Source organism: Sporofaciens sp. SGI.106 (assembly GCF_050314255.1).
GTDB lineage: Bacteria > Bacillota > Clostridia > Lachnospirales > Lachnospiraceae > Claveliimonas.
In genome coordinates this window covers 117,696-143,162 of the sequence record NZ_JBNPMZ010000005.1, presented here as the reverse complement: position 1 = coordinate 143,162, position 25,467 = coordinate 117,696, and the positions used below count along the sequence as shown (strand labels likewise).

Here is a 25,467-nt window from a genome sequence, read left to right as displayed (position 1 = left end):
AATTTGCACAAGTTGAGAAGAATGATATAAAAATATGTAACTTTTCTTAAATCATATAACCTGTATGAATCAGAGACGGTACATAATACAGAAAAGATACATATTATAATGTAAAGAGAAAGATACAGTAAATACCAGGAATGACTTGACTACCTTGGGTTCAGCGTGTAAAGTAAAAGAAAGAAATATATGCAGCAGAGGACGGATAATATATGATTACGTTGACGGGGAAGAAAGTATCGGAGGGGATTGTAATCGGAAGACTTGCTTTTTATAAGCGGGGAGAAAAGGAAATCCGAAGAATATATGTGGAAGATGTGACAAAAGAGATCCTCCGGTTCCAGAAAGCAAGAGAAAAAGCAGTGCAGGAGATTAAAGAACTGTGTGAGATTTCCGCGAAGGAGACGGGAGAAGCAACAGCTCTGATCTTCGAGATGCAGCAGATGGTGCTGGAAGACAGTGAATTTCTGGACAGTGTTACCAGAATTGTTATGGATCAGAGACTGAATGCAGAATATGCAGTGCAGAAGGCAGCGGAGAATTTTCTTGCAGAATTTGCAACGAAAGATTCCAGCTATGTGCGTGGTCATGAGGCGGATGTAAAAGACGTGGCATCCCGATTGCTCCGTATTCTCGGACGGGGAAGAAAAGAGAAGATGTTCATGGATGAACCTTTCATCATGGCGGCAAGGGATCTCTATCCCAGTGAAGCGGCGCGGCTTGATAAGACAAAGGTCCTGGGGTTCGTGACCATGTATGGTTCTATTAATTCTCATACGGCGACGCTTGCACGTACGAAGGGGATACCGTCAGTAATTGGAATCGGTGAAGCACTGAAAAAAGACTATGACGGCAAGATGGTAATTATTGACGGATTTGAGGGAAAGCTTTATATCGAACCTGATCAGACAACGCTACATCAGATGAGAGAGAAGAAGAAAAAGACCTTATTAAAGGTTGAGACGCTGGAACGACTGAAAGGGAAGGAGAATGTGACCCAGAGTGGTCAGAAGATAGATGTCTGTGCCAATATCGGCAGCCGTGAGGATATAGAAAGTGTGCTCCGCAATGATGCGAATGGAGTAGGGCTTTTCAGAAGTGAATTTCTTTTTATGGAAATGGGCGGAAAGCTCCCGACAGAAGAACAGCAGTTTCAGGCATATAAGCTGACCGCAGAAGTGATGGGTGCAAAAAGGATTGTGATACGTACGGCAGATATCGGCGGTGATAAGCGGGTAGATGCACTTAAGCTTCCGGAGGAGTCCAATCCGATGATGGGCTATCGCGGAATTCGGGTGTTACTGGATAAGGAAGAGATTTTCAAGACACAGCTGCGTGCTATATTACGAGCATCTGCAATTGGGAATATATCCATTTTATTTCCTATGATTACATCCGTGGAGGAAGTTGTTACAGCGAAAAGTATTCTTGAGAAGGTAAAGGCTGAACTGCGTTCAGAAAAGATTGCATATAATGATGCTATTGAAGTGGGAGTTATGATCGAGACTCCGGCGGCAGTTATGATCAGTGGAGAACTGGCAAGAGAAGTGGATTTCTTCAGTATTGGAACGAATGACCTGACTCAGTACACACTCGCTATGGATCGTACGAACAGACGTCTTTCCGGATATTATAACACACATCATCCGGCTCTTTTGAAAATGATTCGGATCGTGGCAAATAATGCTCATCTGGAAGGAAAGAGAATCAGTATCTGTGGTGATCTGGCGGCTGATGAGACGTTGACTGAGACGTTTATCAGAATGGGAATTGATGAATTATCTGTGACACCGGATAAGGTGCTTCCGCTTCGTAAAAATATACGTGAGATAAGATAAAGAGGAAGAGTTTACTATGGAATCACAGCCGTCGGTGGCTGTGATTCTGCTATATAAAAGGAGGTATTTCTATGGTTAAGAGCTATATGGAGGATCCGTTGATTCAGAAGATTGCGGCTGGGGAGGAGATCGGATGGGTGAATCCCGGACTGAAACCTTTTGGAAGTGTCGCCCTTCCGGTTACTTTGGAAGAAATGAAAGATGCCAAAAGACGGCTGGAAAGATTTGCGCCGTTTATTAAGAAGTGTTTTCCTGAAACTGAGGCGCAGAAGGGCCTGATTGAGTCTGGGCTTACGCCGATTCCTGAGATGCGGGATTATCTGGAACATGAATACAGGCAGAAGATCGGTGGAAAACTATTGTTAAAAAAGGATAGTCATCTGGCTGTTGCGGGATCGGTGAAAGCACGAGGCGGCATTTACGAGGTGTTAAAGCATACGGAGGAACTGGCGATAAAGGCAGGGATCTTGAAGCCGGAGGATAATTATGAGAAGCTTGCGTCAGAAGAATGCCGTAAATTCTTCGGCCAGTATACGATACAGGTTGGATCAACGGGGAATCTGGGACTCAGTATCGGGATTGCAAGTGCTGCTGTGGGATATCGGGTAATTGTTCACATGTCTGCTGATGCAAAGCAGTGGAAAAAGGATATGCTTCGTAGCCATGGAGTGAAGGTGGTAGAATATGAATCGGATTACAGCGAAGCGGTAAAAAATGGACGTAAGGAATCGGATGCGGATCCCATGAGCTATTTTGTGGATGATGAAAATTCAAAAAATCTCTTTCTGGGATATGCTGTGGCTGCAGTGCGTCTTCAAAAGCAGCTTGAAGAACAGCAGATAGAAATAGATGAGGAACATCCGTTGTTTGTTTATATCCCCTGCGGGGTAGGCGGTGCACCGGGTGGAGTTACCTTTGGATTGAAACAGATATGGGGAGATCATGTGCACTGTTTCTTTGTGGAACCGACACAGGCACCCTGTATGCTGCTTGGAATGGCGACCGGACTTCACAATCAGATCTGCGTACAGGACGTGGGACTCAGCGGTCAGACTCATGCAGATGGGCTGGCAGTGGGAAGACCGTCCGGATTCGTGGGTAAGGTTATGGAACCGCTTCTTTCCGGAGAATTTACACTGGATGATAAATGGCTGTATGAATATATGCGGGCACTTTGGAACACGGAAGGCATATTTATCGAGCCCAGTTCGTGTGCAGCCTTTGAAGGACCACTGAAACTGATGCAATATGATGAGACCAGACGATATATCGAGGAACATGGACTGTCAGATAAGATGGAAAATGCGGTACACATTGCATGGGCAACCGGAGGCAGGCTGGTTCCGGAGGAGGTCAGAGAAGAATATATGACAACGTATTTAGATTAACGTGATAGGGGTAAACAAAATGGGACGAAGAGTTTTTTTGATGGTACTGGACAGTGTTGGAATCGGAGAAGCCCCGGATGCGGAGCATTTTGATGATGTGGGCTGTGATACTTTTGGAACCTGTGTGAGAAGCGGAAGGATTTGTGTTCCCAATCTGGAAAGACTTGGAATATTCCAGATAGATGGAACGTCTTTTAAAAGCGGGGAAGAGAAAACGGATTCAAATACTAATAAATATGGACAAAAAATCATAGGATGCTATGGAAAAATGCAGGAGCAGTCTGCCGGCAAGGATACAACGATGGGGCATTGGGAAATAGCCGGGATTGTTTCTCCTAAACCGATGCCGACCTATCCGGAAGGATTTCCAAAAGAAATATTGGATGAATTTGAAAAAGTAACAGGCAGGGGAATTCTCTGCAACAAACCCTATTCCGGAACGGCGGTTATCCGGGATTACGGGCAGGAACATGTGGAGACGGGAAAGCTGATCGTATACACATCTGTGGACAGTGTGTTTCAGGTGGCAGCGCATGAGAATATTGTGCCACTAGAGGAACTGTACGAAGACTGCCGAAAGGCGAGAAAGATTCTGCAGGGCGAGCATGGAGTGGGAAGAGTCATTGCCCGTCCCTTTGTGGGAGAATATCCGGATTATGAGCGGACGGTGAACCGACATGATTTTTCTCTGGAGCCTCCAAAGAAAACGGTTCTGGATGCGATAACCGAAAGTGGTTTGGCGACCATCGGAGTAGGCAAGATTTCTGATATTTTTGCCGGAAGAGGAATACAAAAAAGCTATCCCAACAGGGGAAATGACAGGAATATGGAACAGGTTCTTGAGATTATGGATGAAGACTTTGAAGGGCTCTGCTTCATTAATCTGGTGGATTTTGATATGATATACGGACATCGAAATGATGTGGAGGGATATACGGATGCTTTAAATGCCGTGGATGTTCAGATCGGTCAGATGATGAAGAAGATGAGGCCGGGGGATCTGCTGATGATTACTGCAGACCATGGATGTGATCCGGGATTCAAAGGAACCGATCACAGCAGAGAATATACGCCGTGTCTGTGTTATGGCGACATGCTGAGACAGGGTGTGAATCTGGGGACTCGAAAGAGTTTTGCAGATATCGCTCAGACAGTAGCGCAATATCTGGGAGTCGATTACCGGGGAGATGGAGAAAGCTTCTATAGTATTCTTGTAAAATGAAGAATAAATAATAAAAATCCAGGCATACTATACATGAGGTGATGGTATGAAAGAGATTAAGACTGACCTTTTTCCGGCAAATCTGCTAAAATCAAGTGGAAAGACAAAAGGTGAAATTGTAGGAAAAACAGAAGAAACTGTGAACCGGGAAAAGCAGGGAGTGCTTTACGAAGAAAAAACGATGGTTCGTGCGGAATTTAGAAAATAAAAGGAGTATGATCGGGGCTGCGACTGGGTGGAACGCTATGGTCGCAGTCCTGATTTGTGGAGGAAAATATTGTGCAATTACTAATTATATATCTGGCTGTGGTGAATCTTGCAGCATTTCTTACATATGGATGGGACAAGATGAAAGCGAAGCGAAATGAGTGGAGAGTCCCGGAGAAAACATTATTAGGACTTGCGTTTATCGGCGGAAGCGCAGGTGCACTTGCGGGAATGCTGTTTTTTCATCATAAGACAAGAAAGTGGAAGTTTAAAGTTGGTGTTCCGCTGATACTGTTGATTCAGGTGGCGGTAATTTTATGGATGGGAAGATAGATGGACAAAAAACAGCAGCGTATTATTATGAAAGAAAAAAGGAAGAACCTTCAGAGGGAATATTGCAGAATGGCTGATGAAAAAATATGCAGAAATATTCTCACTCTGAAAGAATTCGCGGAAGCAGATACGGTTTTCTGCTTTGTTAGTACAGAAGAAGAGATTGATACCCGCCTTATATTTAAAGAGGCGTGGAAGACGGGAAAGAGAGTCGTTGTTCCGCGGTGTGAAGGAAAAGGTCATATGGAGGCATATGAGATCCATTCATTTTCAGAACTGGCGGAGGGAAGTTACGGAATTCTCGAGCCTGGGAAAAACTGTAAGATGGTCAGACCGGAGGAAATACAGTTTGCTGTCGTGCCCTGTCTTGCCTGCAGTGTTCGAGGATGGAGGCTTGGATATGGAGGAGGTTATTATGACCGGTATTTCAGCAGAGCAGAGAGTATGAACGCAGAGTCGAAGGAAAATGGTTGTGCCGGGAAGAGGATGATAAAGGCAGTAATCTGTCGGGAACAGCTTCTGGAAGAAGATATCTGCCGGGAAGAGCATGATATACGAATGGACATAGTGGTGACGGAGAGAAAAAATATCTTATTGGAGGAGAATCACACGTCTAAAGTGTCGAAAAGTTAAAAATTTATCATGGACTGCTTCGGATAATAGGTCTATAATAGTCCGATGTGGGAGGAAATACAAATGAAATACATGAGACAATTTGGAATCATACTGGGTGTTACCTGTGTGGGAGAGATGATAAAATATTTTGTACCTCTTCCGATACCGGGCAGCATCTACGGACTGGTATTGATGCTGGTTCTGCTGACAACAAAGATAATTAAGATTGAACAGGTCAAAGAAGTGGGTGAATTCCTGATAGAGATCATGCCGCTGATGTTTATTCCGGCGGCGGTGGGTCTTCTGACTTCGTGGAAGCAGCTTCAGAGTATTCTTGTACCGGTTGTGATCATTACGGTGGTGACTACGTTTGTGGTTATGATCGTGACGGGCAAGGTTACGGATAGCCTGTTGCAGTCAGGCGGGAAGGAGGAAATGAAGCATGGATCAGATGGTAGTGAATTCGGCGACGATCGGAATCGTCATTAGCCTGCTGGCATATGAGATCGGAGTTTTACTAAAGAGCAAATTTAAACTGGCAGTGTTTAACCCTCTTTTGATATCCATTGTTCTGGTTATCGGATTTCTGGTGCTGTTTCGCATTGATTATGAGAGCTATAATGCCAGTGCCCATTACCTGGGGTATCTGCTTACACCGGCGACGGTGAGTCTTGCAATTCCGCTGTACTTGCAGCTGGAACTGTTGAAGAAAAATGTGGCGGCCATTGTTGGTGGGATCACTGCGGGAGTGATCGCAAGTATGGGAACCGTACTTGCACTGGCTTACTTATTCGGGTTATCCCATGAAGAATATGTAACGCTTCTTCCGAAATCCATTACAACGGCCATTGGAATGGGCGTGTCAGAAGAATTGGGAGGATATGTAACCATCTCGGTTGCGGTTATCATCATCACAGGTGTCCTTGGAAATATAATCGCTGACTTTGTCTGTCGCATTGTTCGCATAAAAAGTCCCATATCCAGAGGTCTTGCCATTGGGACGGCGGCACACGCCATTGGAACGGCAAGAGCAATGGAGATGGGAGAGGTGGAAGGTGCGATGAGCAGCCTTGCGATTGTGGTTGCCGGGCTCCTTACAGTCATTGGAGCATCATTCTTTGCACCGCTTTTATAAGTTTAAAATATAAAATGAACGCAATCAGGGAAATTCTCGGATATGATATCATGAGTAATGAAAACAGAATGAATATTATGATTTCGCTGTCGATTCTTCGGATGGGAAAAGGCTAAGAAACCTTTTCCCATTTTTCTTTTATCTCTTCGTAAGCTGTTTTTCCTCTTTTCTCTTTGCGGATATCAATGACTGCATTTACAATCAGAATGATTCCGTTTATGCCAATGATAAATGGAGCTAAAATAGTAATCAGGTCAGTCATAATAATGCCTCCTCGTTAGATGTGTTATTTTCTGTTTAGTAGAAATATAGCACAGAAGACGGGGGTTTTATACATACTGAAGGGACAGAATATGAAAGAAAAAATGTGTTTTGGGGACAAATCAAGAAAATAAAGGCTGTTTCTGCACAGAAAATTATGTTATACTCTAGCATATTAAAAACAAAAGAGAACAGGAATGAAAGATATGGAAAAATCGGTATTATATTTTGATATAGACGGAACGCTTATCAGTAATCATACGGACAGAATCCCCCAAAGCACGATAGATGCCCTTTATCAGGCAAAAAAGAACGGCCATCTGATATTTGTCAATACAGGCCGGACGATCTGTGCAGTGCGCCCTGAAGTGCGAAAGATTGATTTTGATGGATTATTGTGTGGATGCGGAACTTATATTATTTATCATGATCAGGTACTGCTCCGCAGCTCCATTGAAGAAAAACGCGGACAGGATATCATTGAGAAAATGTATGCCTGCGGGTTGGAAGGAGTGATGGAAGGTACAGAAGACAACTTCCTTCCGCGCAAAATGTCCAGATTCAGCGGACTCGAAAATCAGCGTAAATATTTTGATAAATATCTTGGAATAGCGAAGAATCGTTATATTGGAGAAGGCAGTTTCGTATATGACAAACTATTCGTCTATGCAGATGAGAAGAGTGACAAACAGACATTTTTCGATTATATATCTGAAGATATGGAAATTGTGGACCGGGGCGGAGATACTTATGAAATCATTCAGAAAGGGTATTCCAAATGGACAGCCTGTGATTTTATAATGAGAAAGCTTGGAATTGACAGGGAGAACTCCTATGCGTTTGGTGACAGTACAAATGATTTGTCTATGTTTGAGTACGCCAGACATACGATTGCTATGGGAGAGCATGCAAAAGAGTTGGAGCCCTATACGGAGTATGTTACAAGGCGGGTGGAAGAAGACGGAGTTGCATATGCTATGAAACATTATGGAATAATATAAGTGATACCAGGGTAAAAGATTTAAGCTACATTAGCTTATAGGTGGGAAAAGACCTTTTACCCTGGTATCTTTTATTGAATATGAAGTTCAATGCTGTCTTCAGCATCAGCCGGATTCCCGTTCGCATCAATACCGGTTACTGTAAGAGTCAGTGTTTTTCCCTTCCAGTCAGGCTTTGTAGTAATGACATTTCGAAACTCAACCAGGGATTTATGCTTCTGGTCATTATCTTCAAAGAGTCGGTCAAGGCCCGTCTCTTTTTCGAATGTCTCGTTGATTCCCTCGCCACTGATCCGATACCGCAGTGTGGTGATCCGGTTATGGATGGTATACTGATTTTTTACGGTGTCAAAATCAAGCTCATCCTTTTTGTTTGGCACGAGGGAGGTAACACCGTATAAAGCAATGGTATCTCCTGATTCAATAGTTACTCCATCTGAAAAATCAGTGTCCAGTTCCAGAATGTCGGGATCTTCTGTGTTGTAGTAATTTTCTTCGGTTTCGGCAGGAACAGTGTCACATCTCAGCAGGGAGAGTCTGCTTTCCTGATTCACCGGAACGATATTTCCGTTCACTGAAATATCGGAATCGTCGTCTGAAATGGAAGGCTCACCTATATCATAACAGAAGTATTTTACTCTGTCAGGCTGATCAGTAATCTGCTGATAAAGCAATTCTCCACACTCAATTTTCCAGCTTGCAGCTGTTTCTTCCAGGTTGTAAAGAATGATTCGATATTCGGTATCATCTGAGGAATATTCTGCAAGATTGACAGAATGCCAGAATGATTCTATTTCGCCGGTTGCAGTTACAGCAGGATTTACCTGTGATGGATCCCAGTATCCCGGGAATAAATCGGAAGCCACATTTATTTTCTCGCGCTGGATATACTCGTCCACTTTTTCGTAGTGTTTGGTCGGGCTGAATCTGGTAATGACTTTCCGCAAAATTCCGCCTATCATAAGAGTGGATTCATCTTTTGCCAGAAGAGTATCCTTAGATTTTAATTCTACTTTTATTTTATATTTGCCTTCCGGCAACGCTTCATATTCATTTCCATCAGCATCCAGAAGTTCAATTCCTCCCCGGTAAAGTGTTTTGCCGTCATGCTCAACTACGCCGTTTGCAATCAGAGCTGCAAAAAAGTTGTCCGAATATGCAGCCTTAATATCTGCATTACAAATGCTTCCGCTTTCATCTGCAATCAGATCCGGCATACAGGATGCAAATAATTTTTCACAGTTTGTATCTGTTTCATCCAGATTATGTAAGGAATCGGTAATCACCGAATCGGGATTATTCTTTTTGGAGGTACTAACTTCTCTGACGATTTCTCCATTTTCATCAATAATATTTACATTCAGAGTTGCATTTTCAGGTACTGTTCCTTCCAGGTTTCCTACCACATAAAAAGGACGATTACTTGCAATTGCATTAATTGGCTGAATAATCGTGATGGCGCACTCAGCAGGAGAGGATTCCTGCAATGCCTGGTAAAAACAGCCGGAAAGTAAAAGAATGATGAATGTTACGCCTGCAAGGACTTGTCGGTTTATTTTGGTCTTAAAATTTTTCATACTGGTAAGCCTCCTACATAAAACGCAATTTGATTCTATTCAATATTGTATCACGGAAAGAAAGTAAATAAAACAGACATTATGCCACAGTAAATTCTGCAGCATAATACCTGCTTCATAAGTTGTTTATAATAAAAATCAGATTATTGTTTGGATTGTTCCACTGCTTTCTCAGCAAAATCTGTAGTTACGAGGTCTTCATAAGGAGCGCGTTTTGACAGTTCGCCGGAGTCTTCCAGAATATCCTGCAGAAGTGTAAAGCTTTCTTCCTCAAAAATCAGATTATCCTTCCAGGTATCCTGATCGTAATAGCGAGTCACGATAGTGGTAATCGTGGACAGGTCTGTTTCCTTGAATTGTGGTTTGATTATTTCCGCAATTTCCTGAGGAGTGTGATTCTGCACGTAATCCATTCCTTTCTGCAGTGCGTTGGTGAATCCCTGGATAATCTCAGGATTCCGGTCGATGTAGCTTTTCTTTGCAGAAAATGCCGTGTAAGGAACGTAACCGCTGTCAGTGCCGAGAGATGCTACTACATATCCCTTTTCTTCTTTTTCAAGAGAAGTTGCCCCCGGTTCGAATTCAACTGTAAAATCACCCTGACCGCCGGAGAATGCAGCGGCTGTGGAGCCGAAATCAATGCTCTGGTCAATGGTCAGGTCTTTGGCAGGATCTATGCCATTCTGGCGGAGGATATATTCAAATACCATCTCCGGCATACCACCCTTTCGACCGCCAAGTACTAATTTGTTTTTTAGATCTTCCCATTTGAAGTCCGGCATTTCTTCCCTGGCAACCAGAAAATTTCCAGCCCTCTGGGTGAGCTGTGCGAAGTTAACAACGTAATCATTTGCGCCCTCATTATAGGTATAAATGGATGCCTCGGATCCCATAAATCCAATGTCTGCTTCGCCGGAGAGAACGGCGGTCATAGTTTTATCGGCGCCAAAACCAGTAATCAATGTGACATCGATACCTTCTTCGACAAAATATCCTTCCTCAATTGCCACATACATCGGGGCGTAGAAGATGGAATGTGCCACTTCGTTAAGCACAACCTTCGATTCTGTTGTTTTCCCATTTGCGGTGGCAGCAGTCTGCCCGTCATCCGTTCCGGTTGTTTCACTGGAAGAACATGCGGCAAGCATGGTCAGAATCATGGAAAAAACCAGTACTGTTGCAATGATTCGCTTTTTCATAAATAACCTCCTTAAATCCTAATGATATATTATATTCGTAATGGGGCGATTCCGTGAGAATTTCCCCTTCTGTCTTGACATTCCTGCGTGGATTCGGTATCATAAACTTTAATGAGTAAAAGTGTTAAAGTGCCGGAGTTTGTGCATTTGTGTACAGATCAGGATCTGGCATAGAAAGGGGATTCCAATGCCTATTACAGATATTTTGGAAAAAAACTGTCGCCTGTATGGCGATGATGTGTGTCTTGTAGAGATTAATCCGGAGATGCCGGAGACGAGACGTGTTACATGGAAGGAGTACGAACTGATTGAACCGGTGCGTGCTTCTTATTACCGTCGTGAGATTACATGGAATGTATTTAATGAAAAAGCAAACCGTTTTGCAAACCTTCTTCTGGAGCGTGGAGTTCAAAAAGGGGACAAGGTTGCGATTCTCCTGATGAACTGTCTGGAGTGGCTGCCGATTTATTTTGGAGTGCTTAAGACAGGAGCACTGGCAGTGCCTCTTAATTTCCGGTATTCTGCAGACGAGATTAAGTATTGTGTGGAACTTGCAGAAGTTGATGTGCTGGTATTTGGACCGGAGTTTATCGGACGTGTGGAAGAAGTAGCTGATGAGATCAGCAAGCACCGTCTGCTGTATTATGTGGGAGACGGATGTCCGGGATTTGCAGAAGATTATACGATACATACTGCAAATTGCTCCAGCCAGTCTCCGAAGATTGATATTACGGATGAAGATTATGCAGCAATTTATTTTTCTTCCGGAACTACGGGATTTCCGAAAGCGATTTTACATACCCATCAGTCCCTGATGCACGCTGCAAAAGTGGAACAGAATCATCATGGACAGACGAAGGATGATGTATTTTTATGTATTCCGCCATTGTATCATACCGGTGCGAAGATGCACTGGTTCGGAAGTTTCCTTGTAGGTGGGAAAGCAGTGCTTTTAAAGGGAACAAATCCGGAATTTATTCTGCGTGCAGTTTCAGAAGAAAAATGCACGATTGTATGGCTTCTGGTTCCGTGGGCACAGGATTTATTGCTTGCCCTTGACAGCGGAAAGATTAAACTGGAACAGTATCAGCTTGACCAGTGGCGTCTGATGCATATTGGTGCACAGCCGGTACCGCCAAGCCTGATCAAGCACTGGAAAGAATATTTCCCGAATCATCAGTATGACACGAATTATGGATTGAGCGAGTCTATCGGACCCGGATGTGTGCATCTGGGCGTAGAGAATATACATAAAGTAGGTGCGATTGGAAAAGCCGGTTACGGTTGGGAGACGAAGATCATTGATGAAAATGGCAATCCGGTGAAACAGGGAGATACCGGAGAGCTGGCTGTAAAAGGTCCCGGTGTTATGGTATGCTATTATAATGATACGAAGGCGACGGAAGAAGTTCTTCATGACGGATGGCTGTATACAGGAGATATGGCTGTGGAAGATGAGGATGGATTCATTTTCCTGGTTGACCGTAAGAAGGATGTCATTATCAGTGGTGGAGAAAATATTTATCCGGTACAGATTGAGGATTTCCTGCGCACAAATGATGCGATTCTGGATGTGGCCGTTATTGGTCTTCCGGATCACCGTCTTGGTGAGATATCAGCGGCTATCATTTCTCTGAAGCCGGGTGTTGCCTGCACAGAAGAAGATATTAATGAATTCTGCAAGAAGCTTCCGAGATATAAACGTCCGCGTAAGATTATTTTTGCAGATGTTCCGAGAAATGCAACCGGTAAAATCGAGAAACCGAAGCTGCGTGAGATGTATGGCGCAGCACATCTGGTTGCGGAACAGAACAGGGCTTAGAAAAATGAGAAATATTAGAAAGAAACAAATCTTAGTCGTAGAAAATAATTTGATCAATCGTGAGTTTTTAAAAGATATTCTGTCTGAGAAATACCAGGTTCTGGAGGCAGAGAATGGTCAGCAGGGACTGGAATGTCTGGAGTTACACACGGGTTCTGTGGATTTGATTCTTCTTGATGTTATGATGCCGGTTATGGACGGTTATACATTTTTAGACACTGTTAAAGCGAATCCTCAGTATGCATCCATTCCGGTCATTGTTATGACGCAGGAGGGAGGAGAGAAGGAGGAGGCGAAGGCGTTGAGCCGCGGGGCATCAGACTTTCTGCCAAAGCCATACCGCCCCGAGATTATTTTGCATATCATTGAAAATATGATCTTTCTCCGTGAGGCTGCTGCTCTGGCTAATGAATATCGTTATGACCGTCTGACAGGACTGTATACGAAGGGATATTTTTGTCAGCAGGTAAAAGAGATTTTAGCTCAGAATCCGGATAAAATGTATGACATTGTATGCTTTAATATTGAGAATTTTAAACTGTACAATGATGTATTTGGGATCAAATCCGGTGATCGCCTTCTTTGCGAGATTGCGGATTATTTCAGAGAGAGATTTGCAAAGCTTCGGGAAAATGAGATTTTCAGCCGCTATAATGCAGATCGGTTTATGTGGCTGAGAGAACGCACTTGTGACATTACAGAAGAAATCTGCCATGAAATGTATCAGCAGATTAATCGCCTTTCAAGTGCGAGAAATCTGGGGATAAAGCTTGGAATCTATCAGATTACGGATCCATCCATTCCTGTTGAACAGATGTGTGACCGTGCAGTGTTAGCCGTTGAGAGCATCAAAGGACAATATTTCAAAAATATCTCTGTTTATGACGGAAAGTTAAGAGAAAAGCTGATGCATGAACAGGCTATTGTGGATGAAATGGAGATGGCTCTGGAGCATGAACAGTTTGAAGTTTATTTTCAGCCCAAATTCAGTCTGTTAGATGGAGGGTTGGCAGGTGCCGAAGCGCTGGTTCGATGGAATCATCCGCAGAGAGGATTGATTTCACCGGCGGATTTCATTCCCTTATTTGAAAAGAATGGGTTTATTGCCCGGATGGACCAGCATATTTGGGAAAAAACCTGTTCCACGTTGAAAAAATGGAGAGAAAAGCAGTATCCGCGTATCTCTGTTTCTGTAAATGTGTCCCGTGCGGATTTTTACTATAATGATCTGGCAGAGATTCTTTCTGACATGGTGAATCGATACGAAATATCACCCAAGGAGCTTCATCTGGAAATCACAGAGAGTGCCTATATGGAAAACAGTCATCTGATTGTTGATATGGTAAGTAAATTAAAAAATATGGGATTTGTCATTGAACTGGATGATTTTGGAAGCGGATATTCTTCATTGAATACTTTAAGCCAGATGGTACTGGACGTTTTGAAGCTTGATATCAATTTTGTTCAGGCGGAAACTGCAAAACCGATTAATGAAAGTATTTTAAAATTCGTATTGAGACTTGCTCATTGGAGAAATTTAAGTGTTGTGGCAGAGGGTGTGGAAACATATGAACAGCTACAGATATTAAAGGATGTGGGATGTGATTATGCCCAGGGATTTTATTTTGCCCGCCCAATGCCGGCAGAAGAATTTGAGAAGCTGCTGATGCAGGAGATGGAAAGAGAAGATAGTGACGACATCAGAAAGAATCTGGATTGGAGCCGCTGTCTTCTGGTAGCAGACGATGAGGAATATTACCGGAACATGGTTCGGGAGGCGTATGAAAATACTTATCACGTTCTGGAAGCGGAGGATGCACCGACGGCTATTCGGTATCTGCAGGAACACAGGACAGAAATGGCAGCGGTGATCGTGGATCTTTCTTTGTCGAATAATGCCGGATTTGAGATACTGGAGTATCTGAACAGTAAAAAAGATATATTAAGGATTCCTGTGCTGGCTACAGGCGTTCATGATGATATGCTGGAAATGAATGCATATAAGAACGGGGCAGATGATTTTGCTGCAAAGCCATTTCAGAGCTATAGTCTTAAGAAGCGTATCCGAAGACTTTTTGGAATATCGATGAATCATGAAAAAGAACGTCAGCTTCAGGAGGCTGCTTTCAGAGATTATCTTACAGGAATGTTAAATCGACGTGGACTTCATGTAGAATTAAATAACATTTCTTCGGAGGATCTCCCGGTGGCGGTTTATTTCTTCGATCTGGATAATCTGAAAGAAGTAAATGACAGTTGTGGCCATGAGGCAGGTGATCAGATGATTCAGCTGTTTGCAAAACTATTGCGCGCAAGTGTAAGAAGTGCAGATATTATGGCCCGCTACGGAGGAGATGAGTTTATTCTAATTCAGAAAAAAATCCCATCCGGATCATATGCACTGAAAAAGGGAGCGGAAATCTGTCGGAAATACCGTAAGGAAATAATAGGTAATGATATTCAGGCGGCATGTTCTGCGGGAGTTGCTGTTTGTAAAGAAAATGAACGCTATATCATGGAGTGTTTCAAAAAGGCAGACCGGGCTCTTTATTATGCAAAAGCAAATTATAAAGGCGGATGTTGCCTTTGGGATAAAACTATGCAGGAATAGGTTCACCGGATTGTACCTAAACTGCATATATCAAATATTAAGGATAGAAATAAGAGGATAAAAGGAAATGGTATATAATAATGTGCTGGAAGCAACCGGTAACACACCGATGATACGGCTGAATCGTATGACCGGACCGGATGACGCAGAGGTTCTTGTGAAATTTGAAGCAGTAAATGTGGGAGGGTCTATTAAGACCAGAACAGCTCTCAATATGATTGAGACAGCAGAAAAACAGGGTCTTATTCACAAAGACACAATAATTGTGGAGCCTACCAGTGGAAATCAGGGAATCGGGCTGGCATTGATCGGTGCAGTCAAAGGATACAAGACAGTGATCATCATGCCGGATTCTGTCAGTGAGGAGAGAAGAAAGCTGGTACAGAATTACGGGGCAGAGGTGAAGCTGATTCACGATGCGGGCAATATCGGAGATTGTATTAAGGAATGTATGGATACGGCGCTTCGTATGGCGAAGGAAAATCCGAATGTATTCGTGCCTCAGCAGTTTGAAAATCCTGCAAACTCAGAAGCTCATCGCAGTCAGACGGGCAGAGAGATTCTGGAGCAGGTAGGTAAGCCGATTCATGGATTCTGTTCCGGATTCGGAACCGGAGGAACCATTACCGGAATCGGAGAGACATTAAAGGCAGAGAATCCGGATATGGAAATCTGGGTGATTGAGCCGGAGTACGCGGCAATCCTTTCCGGAAAAGAAGTAGGGACCCATCTTCAGATGGGAATCGGTGATGGTGTGATCCCGGGTATCATGAATATGGATATTTATGATGAGATCACGATTGTTACTGATGAAGAAGCGTTGGAGACTGCAAAGGACCTTGCAAGAAAAGAAGGCCTGATGTGTGGAATCTCCAGTGGAACCAATGTTGCTGCGGCTCTTCGTATGGCAAAAAAGCTGGGTAAGGGAAAAACGGTGGTGACGGTGCTGCCGGATACGGCGGAGAGATATTTTTCCACACCGTTATTTGAATAAAAACAGAAGGTGTGCTGCAGGAAAACAGCACACCTCTTTTAGTCAACACATTACAATAATACGCCGCGGTGTAGTCTGCGGTGGTATACTTCGGGTTGTATTCGTGTAAAAAACAATGAGAAACTGACCGGCGGGAGAGCAGCTGAAGCGCTGTCCATTTGTGGTTATTACCTCTGCGGAGCGTGACAGATTGAGCTTCAGAGAATTGTCTTCAGCGACCAGATTCTCGTCGAAATAGCCGGCATAGACGGTCTCACCGGGATTGTGTCTGCCTATGATGACCGCCTGGTATTGCGGAGGGAAAATGAGCGGAATCGGAAGGTTTGCGTCGTAGAAAGCGGTGACAGGCATTCCGGCGCGAAGCCTTGTTTCCTGAATGACATAAGTTGCAGGAGAAATGATAAAGTTTGTGATCCCATTGTTATTTCGTATGGATACCATTGTACTGCAACAGTCGTTAATTAGCGGGGTAATATTCTGGACGATTCCGCTCACAGGTACCAGTACAGGATTTGCCATGGAGTCGGACTCCTTTTTCTTTTACTATATGCACGAAAAGAATATGATGACAACAGTCTATTCTTCGGATTTCGGGGGAAGCGTCGGAGGCTCAAATTTGTAAATAGATTCATAAGACTCTAATTCTTCCTTTGAAAGCGGAGCAGACGGAATGAGGCCGGTACAGTCCCAGGGGGAGGCTGCATTTGCCAGATAATCATAGGAATCAATAATCTTTTCATTTTCGGATAAATCCGGTACAGACTTTTCCGGATTCGGCTTCTTTTCATTCATGAACAGGACCTCCTTATTCTACAGCGCCTTAAAAGTCAGGAACGCGATTAATTTTCATGAATAGAATGTGTAGAAAATTCAAATCACATACTGTATAATACTTCCATATATCGGAAATGAAGAAAGAAGGAATGAAAATGTCAGAACAGATTAAAATAGCAGTAGACACTCATACCCATACTCTGGCCAGTGGACATGCCTATAATACCATTCGGGAAATGGCAGCCTGTGCCGCTAAAATGGGGCTGGAAGGGCTTGCAATTACAGAGCATGCACCTGAGATGCCGGGGAGCTGTCATCTGTTTTATTTTCAAAATCTGCGGGTCGTACCACGACAAATGTATGGAATAGAGCTGCTTTTTGGAACGGAGCTTAATATAATGGATGAGAATGGCACACTGGACCTTCCGGGAGATCTGGTAAAAGATCTGGATATTTCCATTGCGAGTATGCATTCTCCCTGTTACGGGAAAAGCAGAGGGCTTGAGAAAAATATGCAGGCATACTGCAGGGCTATGGCATGTGACTATGTAGATATTATCGGTCATCCGGATGATGGACGGTTTGAGCTGGATTATGAAGAACTGGTGGATACTGCAAGGCGGACGGGAACTATTCTGGAACTGAATAATTCATCCCTCAAACCGGGAGGATTTCGTGTCAATACATGGGAAAATGATGTCAAGATGCTGAGAATCTGTAAGAAATGCGGAGTCATGGTTGTGTTGGGCAGTGACGCTCATGTGGATGCGGATATTGCCAATACGTTGTACTCATCAAAGGCTCTGAGGGAAGCGGACTTTCCGGAGCAGTTGATCGCAAATACTTCTCTTCAGAAATTGAAGGCATCACTGAAAAGAAACCGATAAAAATAATTTATTATCCTGATTCTATGGACTTTAAAAATTTAATGTGTTAAAATGTAAACGTAATAAGTTGTATTACGGAGGAGAGAATTAAATGAGTAAGAAAATCAGAACAGAGGCGGTTGACTATCTGTTTAGTGCTATATTAAGTCTGAAAGATAAGGAAGAGTGTTATACTTTTTTTGAAGATATTTGTACAATCAATGAGTTACTTTCACTGTCCCAGAGATTTGAGGTGGCAAAGATGCTCAGAGAAAAGAAGACATATCTGGAGATTGCAGATAAGACAGGAGCTTCTACGGCAACTATCAGTCGTGTGAACCGCTCTCTGAATTATGGCAATGATGGATATGACATGGTATTTGAACGAATCAACAAAAAATAAAAGGCTGCGCGTGAGCGCAGTCTTTATTTCTTCTTATGATCCGGTTCGGGCAGGGTGTCTATCAGTTTTTCAATCAGTTGTTTCTTTACATACACATCAAATGCAAGACTGCATATGAAGGAAAACAGTTTTAAATACTCCTGCTCGTCCTCGGGAGCATCGGCAAAGGATTCGGAGGAAACCTGAAATTTTCGTGCTACATCTTTGGATAGTGAATCAATTCTGGATTTTTGAAGCTGACACACCTCTTCATATATATCAGTGAGGGAAAACTCTTCCCCATTATTAAAATCCTTTTCAGCAATAGGCGCCAGAAGGGTCTCAATATCCTTGATAGACAGAAGATTTTTAAAATAGTAAATGAATATCAGGAGCAGTACGTGTTCCTTGGAATATTTTTTCTTTACCGGAGGCGGAAGAAGATGGTTCTTCGCATAATTATTAATCATCGTCTTGGTCAGAATCTTATCTTCCGGATAACGTTTGGTGGATTCAAGCTGTGATTCCATAAAGGTAGTCACCTGATCCATGTACAATTCTATATTTGGAATGTCTTCTGCTTTTATATAGTCAATACGGGAGATGCTTTCCAAAATGCTGTTCAGCATGTCTTTTTCGTCTACTTTCATAATTATCACCTCAATATATCCATTATATAGTATTAAAAACTAGATGGCAAGATTTATAAAAGAATTTTTTATGGAAAAACCTTCTATAGAAACGTCATATCTATATTGAGTGAGTCAATGGATTCCTGTATAATAATGAAAGAAGATCCGGCGAGCGAGTTTTGAATTGCCGGGACAGGGAGGTTTAAAATGAGCGAAGATAAAGTATTATCCTGTATTGACTGTGGAGTGGTTCACTGTGACAAGGGAAAAGGAGAGTTCCCGGCATTCTGTCCAACCACACAGACAGTGACGGAGGAAGATATTGCAGAGGTTAAGGCTCTGTATCAGGAGGAAGAGAATCAGCGCAGCATGCAGGCGGCAGCAGGTGTGGAATATGACGGATACTGTAATCTGACCCGTGTTCAGGAGATTATGGAGTATGCAAAGCGGATTGGAGCAAAAAAGATCGGAATTGCCACCTGTGTGGGGCTTATCAGAGAATCCAGGATGCTGGCAAAGATTTTCCGTTATCATGGTTTTGAAGTGTACGGTGTAGGCTGTAAGGTGGGATGTATTCCGAAGCATGAGATCGGGCTTCCAAAGGAGCATGAAAAGCTCGGAGCACATACCTGTAATCCAATCATGCAGGCAAAACTTCTGAATGAAGCAGGAACAGATCTGAATGTTGTGGTAGGTCTCTGTGTCGGTCATGACAGTTTGTTTTATAAATATTCCAATGCACTGGTTACAACTGCAGTTACGAAGGACCGTGTGCTGGGTCATAATCCGGTAGCGGCTTTGTATTCGGCAGAATACTATTATAAGAGTAAGCTTTTCCCGGAAAAAGAAGAGAAATCTGAATAAAAAAACTTGAGGAGATTGCGCTTAGTGCGTAATCTCCTCAAGTTTTTCTATTGCTACAGGATAGATTCTGCAGTCTCCAATTTCGAAAGGAAGTATCAGGTCAATGGTATTGCCGCGTCTCTTCTTATCACGTAGCATTATCTGGTAAAGGGTGTCCATTGGATAAGGGCATGTCAGGTCGAAGCCAAGAGTTTGCAGGGCAGCAGTGATTTCTTCGCTGCAGGCTTCCGAGCAAAGCCCTAACTGGCAGGAAACTTTGCCCGCGATGCTCATACCGATCGCAACGGCATGTCCATGGCTGATTTCATAGCTGCTGCAAGCCTCAATCGCATGACCGAAGGTGTGTCCGAGATTCAGAAGCTCTCTGGTTCCCCGGTCGAATTCGTCCTCAGATACGATTTCCCCTTTCATGGCGATGCAGGAAGCAACAATGTTGTTGCAATTATTTTTGAGTCCTCCATGGAGAATATTCTCATACAGCTTCTTATCTCTTAAAATGCCGTATTTAATGCTTTCAGCGACCCCATCCAGAAATATTTTCTCAGAAAGTGTTCCGAACACATCGGTGTCACATAATACGGCACGCGGCTGCCAGAAGGTTCCGGCAAGGTTTTTTCCGGCTTTCAGATCTACAGCAGTTTTGCCTCCGACGGAGGAGTCAACTGCAGCCAGCAGTGTAGTCGGTATCTGCAGAAAAGAAATCCCACGCAGATAAATAGATGCGGCAAAACCGGTAAGATCGCCGACAACACCGCCTCCAAGGGCGATCAGGTAATCGCTTCTTGTAATTTCAAGTCCAGCGAGATATTCCAGAACTTCCCCCAGGAGAGTCCAGTTCTTTGAAGTTTCTCCGGCAGGAATCTCATAAGTATATACGCGGCATCCGGTATCCTGAAAGGAATTCTTTACCGTCTCACAATAGAGGGGCATGACATTGGAGTCACTGATAATAACTACAGACTTCCCGGAAAGGTCCGGAAGTGCTTCAGTAAAAATACTTCCGACCTGCGGGAGAAGTCCGTTGCCGATATAAACAGAATAAGGTTTTCCGGTTTGAATTTTCTGTACTAACATAATGCTGCCGCCACCTTATCTAAGGATTGTTTTAATTCTGCAAATGCTGCCGGGGTCAGAGACTGCTGGCCGTCACACAATGCCATTTCAGGGTTATTGTGCACTTCGATAATCAGACCATCGGCTCCTGCAGCAATAGCTGCCCGTGACATCGGTGCTACCAGATTGGCCTTTCCTGTTGCATGGCTTGGGTCTACGATAACCGGAAGATGTGACAGTGATTTCAGAACCGGAACAGCAGACAGATCTAGGGTATTTCGTGTGGCGCGCTCAAAGGTACGGATACCACGCTCGCAGAGAATCACCTGTTCATTGCCGCCGCTCATAATGTATTCTGCACTCATCAGAAGTTCTTCCAGTGTACTGGAAAGTCCACGTTTGAGAAGAATCGGTTTGTTAATCTTTCCAAGCTCCTTAAGAAGTTCAAAATTCTGCATATTTCTTGCTCCGACCTGAATCATATCTATGTCGTCAAAGAGTGATAGCTGTGAGATATCCATGATCTCTGTGACGATTGGAAGACCGGTTTCTTTCTTGGCTTCCAGAAGAAGAGTAATCCCGTCTTTTCTGAGCCCCTGGAATGCGTAAGGGGAAGTACGCGGCTTGAAGGCGCCTCCGCGAAGAATCTGTGCACCAGCTTTTTTTACCTCTTTTGCAATATTGCAGATCTGCTCTTCGGATTCAACCGAACATGGACCGGCAATGATCACAGGTTTGCCGCTGCCGATCTGTACGTCTCCAACCGTTATAACAGTGTCTTCCGGATGGAAGGAGCGGTTCGCCTTTTTATATGGTGCCTGGATTCGTTTAACGGCATCTACAATTTCCATGGCTTCCAGCTGTTCGATATCGATATGTGAAGTATCTCCGATAAATCCAAGCAGGGTATCTACGTTACCGATAACTGTGCATACGGATACGCCCTGATTCTCCGCCCAATTTACCAGTTGCTGTTTTTGTGATTCAGTAGTTGAATTTTTTAATTTAATAATCATGATATATACTCCTTAAAAAAATTAATATTCTGGTAACTGTTTATATGGCAGTCCAGATATCAATCACCTGACCTGTCATAATATCTGGTGTGTCACAGAGCAGGTACAGTGCGGCTTTTCCCATACAGTCTACGTTTCCCATGGTGCATCCGTCCTGTCCGACAGAGTGATTGTACACGCGCTGTCCCGGCGTGTCCAGAATTCCGGGAGCGATGGCATTACACTGAATTCCGTATTCCTGAGCCTGAAGGGCGGTGGTTTTGGTCAGGGTAATGATTGCGGATTTGGCACATGCATAGGCACCCATCTGGGATGAAATGCGTCCCATTCTGGATGAAATGTTGACAATCTTTCCTTTATGCTGTTTTATCATGACAGGAATGACCTTATTGGTACAGAGAAATGGAATTTTCAGATTGGTTTTTATAATCTGATCCCATTGTTCTTCGGTCCAGTCCCAGATCTTAATTGCCTGGTGTTCAATATTGTTGTAAATCTCTCTTGGATAACCTCCGGCGTTATTAACAAGTATATCAATTTTTCCGTATTTTTCAACGACAGTATCTACCATGGACTGCACCTGGGCCGAATCGGTCAGATCCCTGGAAAGAGCGATGGCAGTGCCGCCGGCTTCTTCAATTTCTTTTACTGTCTGATCAAGATCGGACTGGGTACGTGCTACAGCAATAACAGTAGCACCTTCTTTTCCTATAGAAAGAGCAATTTCTTTTCCGATACCCTTTCCGGCACCGGTTACAATTGCAACTTCTCCCTGTAATCTCATAAAAAACCTCCCAAATATAAAAACTCGCTCGCGGAGCGTAAATTGTGTATTACAAATCTTAACGTATTCAAACTTTAACGCGCTGAATTGTGAATGCATTAAAAATATAACTCATAAAAAAGATTTTGTCCATAGATTTTACACATTTTTTTAAAATAATTCTGTAAGGAAAAAGAAATCTGTGATATGATGGAACAGGAGAAAACGTGGTGTACATAATGAAAGATACACGCGTGATAAGAATGTGTAATATGGGAGTGAATTATGAGTATATATGAAACATTAAATGATATGCAGCAGCAGGCAGTCTACCATACAGACGGACCGCTTTTGATTCTGGCAGGTGCCGGTTCCGGAAAGACCAGGGTGCTGACACACCGGATCGCATATCTAATAGAAGAAAAGGGAATCAATCCCTGGAATATTCTTGCCATTACATTTACCAATAAAGCGGCAGGAGAGATGAGGGAGAGAGTGGACAATATCGTAGGATACGGGTCTGAAAGTATCTGGGTCAGCACCTTCCACTCTACCTGTGTCAGGATACTGAGACGATATATTGACCGTCTTGGATACGATACGAATTTTACGATTTACGATACAGACGACCAGAAGACGCTAATGAAGGATGTCTGCAAGCATCTTCAGATTGATACCAAAATATATAAAGAACGTTCTCTTTTGTCAGCCATTTCCTCGGCAAAAAATGAGATGATTACTGCATCGGAATATCGCCTCCAGGCGGAAGGGGATTATGGAAGACAGAAGATTGCCCAGGTGTATGAAGAGTATGAAAAACAGCTTCGCGCAAATAATGCTTTGGATTTTGACGACCTGTTGGTAAAAGCGGTACAGCTTTTTCAGACTCAGCCGGATGTTCTGGAGTACTATCAGGAGAGATTCCGTTATATTATGGTAGACGAGTATCAGGATACTAACACCGTACAGTTTAAGCTGATTCAGATTCTGGCATCCAAATACAGGAACCTGTGTGTGGTGGGAGATGATGACCAGTCTATTTACAAATTCCGTGGAGCAAATATCAGAAATATCCTGAATTTCGAGCAGGTATTTGAAGATGCCAGAGTGATTAAACTGGAGCAGAACTACCGGTCTACCGGAAATATTCTGAATGCGGCAAATGCTGTGATACGACATAACAGAGGGCGGAAGGATAAGACGCTCTGGACAGCAAATGGAGAGGGAGAGAAGTTAACGTTCCGGGAGTTTGATTCTGCCTATGACGAGGCAGAGTACATAGTGGGAGATATTAAGAGCCATGTGAATGCAGGAGACCTTGCCTATTCTGATAATGCGATTCTGTATCGAACCAATGCCCAGTCCCGTCTCTTTGAAGAAAAATTTGTGACTGCCAATATTCCATATAAAATAGTAGGCGGCATCAATTTCTATGCACGTAAGGAAATCAAGGATCTGCTGGCTTACCTGAAAACCATCGACAATGGGCGGGATGATCTGGCTGTGCGACGGATTATTAATGTTCCAAAACGTGGAATCGGCCTTACCAGTATTAATAGAGTCCAGGAATATGCGGCGTCCCGGGAAATCGGTTTCTACGAAGCACTGCGGGGAGTAGACCTGATCCCCAACATAGGAAGGGGAGCTGCAAGGATGGAGTCCTTTGTGGCTTTAATGGAGCATTTTAAAGCAGAAGCAGAGAATCTCAGCATTTCTGAGCTGATGGATTTAATAATAGAAGAAACAGGATATGAGGAAGAATTGAAGTCAGAGGGTGAGATAGAGGCTGAGACCCGTCTGGAAAATATCGACGAGCTTCGCAGCAAGATCGTGGCTTATGAAGAATTGTGCGAGGAGCAGCAGACGCCGGTAACCTTAAGCGGATTTCTGGAAGAAGTGGCTCTGGTAGCAGACATTGACAGCCTGGATGAAAATGGAGATTATGTTGTGTTGATGACACTGCATAGTGCCAAAGGTCTGGAGTTCCCTCAGGTATATCTGGCAGGAATGGAGGAAGGCATTTTCCCAAGTTACATTTCTATTCAGGCAGATAATCCGGAGGAGGAAATCGAGGAAGAGCGGCGATTATGCTACGTAGGAATCACCAGAGCAAAGAAAAATCTCACACTCACATGTGCAAGGCGCAGGATGATTCGCGGAGAAACTCAGTATCACACCATGTCACGGTTCATGAAAGAAATTCCGGTAGAATTTTTATCTTCCGGAGAGATATTTGAGAAAATGAAAAAGGCTGAGCCGCTTAAGCAGACTGCTTATCAGCAGGCGAAACAGAGCTTTCATTCGAAGCCATTTGTCATGAAACCGGTGCAACAGTTTAAAGTAACCGGCGGTAAAGGACCGGGATATGATGTGGGAGACAGAGTCCGCCATGTGAAGTTCGGAGAAGGTCTTGTGACAGCCATCACTGAGGGCGGAAGAGATTATGAAGTAACGGTGGATTTCGATTCGGCAGGAACGAAAAAAATGTTTGCTGCCTTTGCAAAGCTTCAGAAAATATAGGATAAAATTATGTTTTTTCACATAAAATTGTAGTAATCTTCATAGGTTAGTGTTATAATGAATCTAATGAATTTTACTTGCGTGACAAGCAAAAGAAAGGACGTGGGACCATGAGTAAAGTAGAAGATATTATTGCTGCATCAAAGTTGAACGATCTCATTCACAAAAAAGAAGAAGAGGATAAATGCTGTAAAACAGTTCTCTGGATCTTGGCAATTGTAGGAGCAATCGCAGCAGTTGCAGCTATTGCATATGCAGTATATTGTTTCTTTACCCCGGATTATCTGGAAGATTTCGAAGAAGATTTTGAAGATGATTTCGATGATGACTTCTTCAATGATGATGATCAGGTATAAGGCAAAAATCCACAGAGGGCAGGACGCAAGGTTCTGTC

The 25,467-nt window shown here is 43.4% G+C and carries 26 protein-coding genes; 17 read left to right on the top strand and 9 right to left on the bottom strand.

All coding sequences use genetic code 11. From position 1 onward, the window contains the following. Nucleotides 1-212: 212 nt before the first annotated feature. The 8 genes from ptsP (at nt 213) to ACQRCC_RS05930 (ending at nt 6,738) form a co-directional block, all read left to right on the top strand. Nucleotides 213-1,838: a phosphoenolpyruvate--protein phosphotransferase gene (ptsP, locus tag ACQRCC_RS05965; RefSeq protein WP_427849896.1), complete on the top strand. Its 1,626-nt coding sequence runs from the start codon at nt 213-215 to the stop codon at nt 1,836-1,838. Between the two features lie 71 nt (nt 1,839-1,909). After that, nucleotides 1,910-3,226, top strand: coding sequence for a D-serine ammonia-lyase (dsdA, locus tag ACQRCC_RS05960; RefSeq protein ID WP_427849895.1), 1,317 nt, complete (start codon nt 1,910-1,912; stop codon nt 3,224-3,226). A gap of 19 nt (nt 3,227-3,245) precedes the next feature. After that, complete coding sequence (locus ACQRCC_RS05955) at nt 3,246-4,448, top strand: phosphopentomutase (RefSeq protein ID WP_427849894.1); 1,203 nt, start codon at nt 3,246-3,248, stop codon at nt 4,446-4,448. A 46-nt stretch (nt 4,449-4,494) separates the two neighbouring features. Further along, nucleotides 4,495-4,656, top strand: coding sequence for a hypothetical protein (locus tag ACQRCC_RS05950; protein WP_427849893.1), 162 nt, complete (start codon nt 4,495-4,497; stop codon nt 4,654-4,656). A 71-nt stretch (nt 4,657-4,727) separates the two neighbouring features. Next, a complete protein-coding gene (locus tag ACQRCC_RS05945) occupies nt 4,728-4,988 on the top strand; it encodes a DUF1294 domain-containing protein (protein ID WP_427849892.1) in 261 nt (86 codons plus the stop codon). Further along, entirely contained in the window at nt 4,989-5,621 is a 633-nt protein-coding gene (locus ACQRCC_RS05940; protein ID WP_427849891.1) for a 5-formyltetrahydrofolate cyclo-ligase, read from the top strand. Between the two features lie 63 nt (nt 5,622-5,684). After that, on the top strand, nt 5,685-6,092 hold the full coding sequence (locus tag ACQRCC_RS05935) for a CidA/LrgA family protein (RefSeq protein WP_427849890.1): 408 nt from the start codon (nt 5,685-5,687) through the stop codon (nt 6,090-6,092). Further along, complete coding sequence (locus tag ACQRCC_RS05930; protein WP_427849889.1) at nt 6,046-6,738, top strand: LrgB family protein; 693 nt, start codon at nt 6,046-6,048, stop codon at nt 6,736-6,738. Before ACQRCC_RS05935 ends, ACQRCC_RS05930 begins: the two co-directional genes overlap by 47 nt. Before the next feature lie 112 nt (nt 6,739-6,850). Here the strand turns inward: ACQRCC_RS05930 and ACQRCC_RS05925 are convergent, their stop codons facing one another. After that, entirely contained in the window at nt 6,851-7,000 is a 150-nt protein-coding gene (locus ACQRCC_RS05925) for a hypothetical protein (protein WP_427849888.1), read from the bottom strand. Nucleotides 7,001-7,196: 196 nt separating this feature from the next. Here ACQRCC_RS05925 and ACQRCC_RS05920 point away from each other — a divergent pair, with 196 nt between their 5' ends. Then, the gene (locus tag ACQRCC_RS05920) at nt 7,197-8,000 is read left to right on the top strand and encodes a Cof-type HAD-IIB family hydrolase (RefSeq protein WP_427849887.1); all 804 of its coding nucleotides are present in this window, start codon (nt 7,197-7,199) and stop codon (nt 7,998-8,000) included. Nucleotides 8,001-8,071: 71 nt separating this feature from the next. Here the strand turns inward: ACQRCC_RS05920 and ACQRCC_RS05915 are convergent, their stop codons facing one another. Beyond that, a complete protein-coding gene (locus ACQRCC_RS05915; protein ID WP_427849886.1) occupies nt 8,072-9,577 on the bottom strand; it encodes a hypothetical protein in 1,506 nt (501 codons plus the stop codon). A 143-nt stretch (nt 9,578-9,720) separates the two neighbouring features. Then, nucleotides 9,721-10,776 carry an ABC transporter substrate-binding protein gene (locus tag ACQRCC_RS05910; protein ID WP_427849885.1) on the bottom strand — a complete coding sequence of 352 codons (1,056 nt, stop codon included), beginning with the start codon at nt 10,774-10,776 and terminating at the stop codon, nt 9,721-9,723. Between the two features lie 187 nt (nt 10,777-10,963). On the opposite strand from ACQRCC_RS05910, the gene ACQRCC_RS05905 reads away from it, so the two are divergent. The 3 genes from ACQRCC_RS05905 (at nt 10,964) to cysK (ending at nt 16,203) form a co-directional block, all read left to right on the top strand. Next, entirely contained in the window at nt 10,964-12,598 is a 1,635-nt protein-coding gene (locus tag ACQRCC_RS05905; protein WP_427849884.1) for a class I adenylate-forming enzyme family protein, read from the top strand. Nucleotides 12,599-12,602: 4 nt separating this feature from the next. Continuing rightward, nucleotides 12,603-15,209 (top strand): EAL domain-containing protein, encoded by a 2,607-nt coding sequence (locus ACQRCC_RS05900; RefSeq protein WP_427849883.1) that lies wholly within the window; start codon nt 12,603-12,605, stop codon nt 15,207-15,209. A 67-nt stretch (nt 15,210-15,276) separates the two neighbouring features. Further along, on the top strand, nt 15,277-16,203 hold the full coding sequence (gene cysK, locus ACQRCC_RS05895) for a cysteine synthase A (protein WP_427849882.1): 927 nt from the start codon (nt 15,277-15,279) through the stop codon (nt 16,201-16,203). A gap of 42 nt (nt 16,204-16,245) precedes the next feature. On the opposite strand, the gene ACQRCC_RS05890 is transcribed toward cysK, so the two are convergent. Continuing rightward, entirely contained in the window at nt 16,246-16,722 is a 477-nt protein-coding gene (locus tag ACQRCC_RS05890; RefSeq protein WP_427849881.1) for a hypothetical protein, read from the bottom strand. 57 nt (nt 16,723-16,779) lie between these two features. Beyond that, the gene (locus tag ACQRCC_RS05885; RefSeq protein WP_427849880.1) at nt 16,780-16,995 is read right to left on the bottom strand and encodes a hypothetical protein; all 216 of its coding nucleotides are present in this window, start codon (nt 16,993-16,995) and stop codon (nt 16,780-16,782) included. A 149-nt stretch (nt 16,996-17,144) separates the two neighbouring features. Between ACQRCC_RS05885 and ACQRCC_RS05880 the strand changes: the two genes are divergently transcribed. Together ACQRCC_RS05880 and ACQRCC_RS05875 are read left to right on the top strand one after the other, a co-directional pair. After that, nucleotides 17,145-17,864 carry a phosphatase gene (locus tag ACQRCC_RS05880; RefSeq protein WP_427849929.1) on the top strand — a complete coding sequence of 240 codons (720 nt, stop codon included), beginning with the start codon at nt 17,145-17,147 and terminating at the stop codon, nt 17,862-17,864. A 91-nt stretch (nt 17,865-17,955) separates the two neighbouring features. Further along, nucleotides 17,956-18,246, top strand: a complete 291-nt coding sequence (locus ACQRCC_RS05875) for a YerC/YecD family TrpR-related protein (RefSeq protein WP_427849879.1) — start codon at nt 17,956-17,958, stop codon at nt 18,244-18,246. Nucleotides 18,247-18,269: 23 nt separating this feature from the next. Here ACQRCC_RS05875 and ACQRCC_RS05870 read toward each other — a convergent pair whose 3' ends face one another. Beyond that, entirely contained in the window at nt 18,270-18,875 is a 606-nt protein-coding gene (locus ACQRCC_RS05870; RefSeq protein ID WP_427849878.1) for a DUF1836 domain-containing protein, read from the bottom strand. A gap of 189 nt (nt 18,876-19,064) precedes the next feature. Here ACQRCC_RS05870 and ACQRCC_RS05865 point away from each other — a divergent pair, with 189 nt between their 5' ends. Then, nucleotides 19,065-19,721 (top strand): DUF1847 domain-containing protein, encoded by a 657-nt coding sequence (locus tag ACQRCC_RS05865; protein ID WP_427849877.1) that lies wholly within the window; start codon nt 19,065-19,067, stop codon nt 19,719-19,721. 21 nt (nt 19,722-19,742) lie between these two features. Here the strand turns inward: ACQRCC_RS05865 and aroB are convergent, their stop codons facing one another. The 3 genes from aroB to ACQRCC_RS05850 are packed head-to-tail and all read right to left on the bottom strand — an operon-like array spanning nt 19,743 to nt 22,574. Next, nucleotides 19,743-20,795: a 3-dehydroquinate synthase gene (aroB, locus tag ACQRCC_RS05860; protein WP_427849876.1), complete on the bottom strand. Its 1,053-nt coding sequence runs from the start codon at nt 20,793-20,795 to the stop codon at nt 19,743-19,745. Continuing rightward, nucleotides 20,789-21,790: a 3-deoxy-7-phosphoheptulonate synthase gene (gene aroF / locus ACQRCC_RS05855; protein ID WP_427849875.1), complete on the bottom strand. Its 1,002-nt coding sequence runs from the start codon at nt 21,788-21,790 to the stop codon at nt 20,789-20,791. Before aroF ends, aroB begins: the two co-directional genes overlap by 7 nt. Before the next feature lie 40 nt (nt 21,791-21,830). Continuing rightward, nucleotides 21,831-22,574 carry an SDR family NAD(P)-dependent oxidoreductase gene (locus ACQRCC_RS05850; RefSeq protein ID WP_427849874.1) on the bottom strand — a complete coding sequence of 248 codons (744 nt, stop codon included), beginning with the start codon at nt 22,572-22,574 and terminating at the stop codon, nt 21,831-21,833. A gap of 264 nt (nt 22,575-22,838) precedes the next feature. Between ACQRCC_RS05850 and pcrA the strand changes: the two genes are divergently transcribed. Continuing rightward, a complete protein-coding gene (gene pcrA / locus ACQRCC_RS05845; protein ID WP_427849873.1) occupies nt 22,839-25,073 on the top strand; it encodes a DNA helicase PcrA in 2,235 nt (744 codons plus the stop codon). Nucleotides 25,074-25,183: 110 nt separating this feature from the next. Next, nucleotides 25,184-25,429: a DUF4366 domain-containing protein gene (locus ACQRCC_RS05840; RefSeq protein ID WP_427849872.1), complete on the top strand. Its 246-nt coding sequence runs from the start codon at nt 25,184-25,186 to the stop codon at nt 25,427-25,429. Nucleotides 25,430-25,467: the final 38 nt, after the last annotated feature.

Excerpts from the sequence above, each read along its gene's own strand:
- cysK (WP_427849882.1), top strand. The coding sequence starts at position 15,277 with ATGGTATATAATAATGTGCTGGAAGCAACCGGTAACACACCGATGATA.
- dsdA (WP_427849895.1), top strand. The coding sequence starts at position 1,910 with ATGGTTAAGAGCTATATGGAGGATCCGTTGATTCAGAAGATTGCGGCT.
- aroF (WP_427849875.1), bottom strand. The coding sequence starts at position 21,790 with ATGATTATTAAATTAAAAAATTCAACTACTGAATCACAAAAACAGCAA.
- ACQRCC_RS05940 (WP_427849891.1), top strand. The coding sequence starts at position 4,989 with ATGGACAAAAAACAGCAGCGTATTATTATGAAAGAAAAAAGGAAGAAC.
- ACQRCC_RS05870 (WP_427849878.1), bottom strand. The coding sequence starts at position 18,875 with ATGAAAGTAGACGAAAAAGACATGCTGAACAGCATTTTGGAAAGCATC.
- ACQRCC_RS05955 (WP_427849894.1), top strand. The coding sequence starts at position 3,246 with ATGGGACGAAGAGTTTTTTTGATGGTACTGGACAGTGTTGGAATCGGA.
- ACQRCC_RS05875 (WP_427849879.1), top strand. The coding sequence starts at position 17,956 with ATGAGTAAGAAAATCAGAACAGAGGCGGTTGACTATCTGTTTAGTGCT.
- ACQRCC_RS05890 (WP_427849881.1), bottom strand. The coding sequence starts at position 16,722 with ATGGCAAATCCTGTACTGGTACCTGTGAGCGGAATCGTCCAGAATATT.
- ACQRCC_RS05920 (WP_427849887.1), top strand. The coding sequence starts at position 7,197 with ATGAAAGATATGGAAAAATCGGTATTATATTTTGATATAGACGGAACG.
- ACQRCC_RS05850 (WP_427849874.1), bottom strand. The coding sequence starts at position 22,574 with ATGAGATTACAGGGAGAAGTTGCAATTGTAACCGGTGCCGGAAAGGGT.
- pcrA (WP_427849873.1), top strand. The coding sequence starts at position 22,839 with ATGAGTATATATGAAACATTAAATGATATGCAGCAGCAGGCAGTCTAC.
- ACQRCC_RS05885 (WP_427849880.1), bottom strand. The coding sequence starts at position 16,995 with ATGAATGAAAAGAAGCCGAATCCGGAAAAGTCTGTACCGGATTTATCC.
- ACQRCC_RS05915 (WP_427849886.1), bottom strand. The coding sequence starts at position 9,577 with ATGAAAAATTTTAAGACCAAAATAAACCGACAAGTCCTTGCAGGCGTA.
- ACQRCC_RS05925 (WP_427849888.1), bottom strand. The coding sequence starts at position 7,000 with ATGACTGACCTGATTACTATTTTAGCTCCATTTATCATTGGCATAAAC.
- ACQRCC_RS05840 (WP_427849872.1), top strand. The coding sequence starts at position 25,184 with ATGAGTAAAGTAGAAGATATTATTGCTGCATCAAAGTTGAACGATCTC.
- aroB (WP_427849876.1), bottom strand. The coding sequence starts at position 20,795 with ATGTTAGTACAGAAAATTCAAACCGGAAAACCTTATTCTGTTTATATC.
- ACQRCC_RS05950 (WP_427849893.1), top strand. The coding sequence starts at position 4,495 with ATGAAAGAGATTAAGACTGACCTTTTTCCGGCAAATCTGCTAAAATCA.
- ACQRCC_RS05905 (WP_427849884.1), top strand. The coding sequence starts at position 10,964 with ATGCCTATTACAGATATTTTGGAAAAAAACTGTCGCCTGTATGGCGAT.
- ptsP (WP_427849896.1), top strand. The coding sequence starts at position 213 with ATGATTACGTTGACGGGGAAGAAAGTATCGGAGGGGATTGTAATCGGA.
- ACQRCC_RS05935 (WP_427849890.1), top strand. The coding sequence starts at position 5,685 with ATGAAATACATGAGACAATTTGGAATCATACTGGGTGTTACCTGTGTG.
- ACQRCC_RS05930 (WP_427849889.1), top strand. The coding sequence starts at position 6,046 with ATGGATCAGATGGTAGTGAATTCGGCGACGATCGGAATCGTCATTAGC.
- ACQRCC_RS05900 (WP_427849883.1), top strand. The coding sequence starts at position 12,603 with ATGAGAAATATTAGAAAGAAACAAATCTTAGTCGTAGAAAATAATTTG.
- ACQRCC_RS05865 (WP_427849877.1), top strand. The coding sequence starts at position 19,065 with ATGAGCGAAGATAAAGTATTATCCTGTATTGACTGTGGAGTGGTTCAC.
- ACQRCC_RS05910 (WP_427849885.1), bottom strand. The coding sequence starts at position 10,776 with ATGAAAAAGCGAATCATTGCAACAGTACTGGTTTTTTCCATGATTCTG.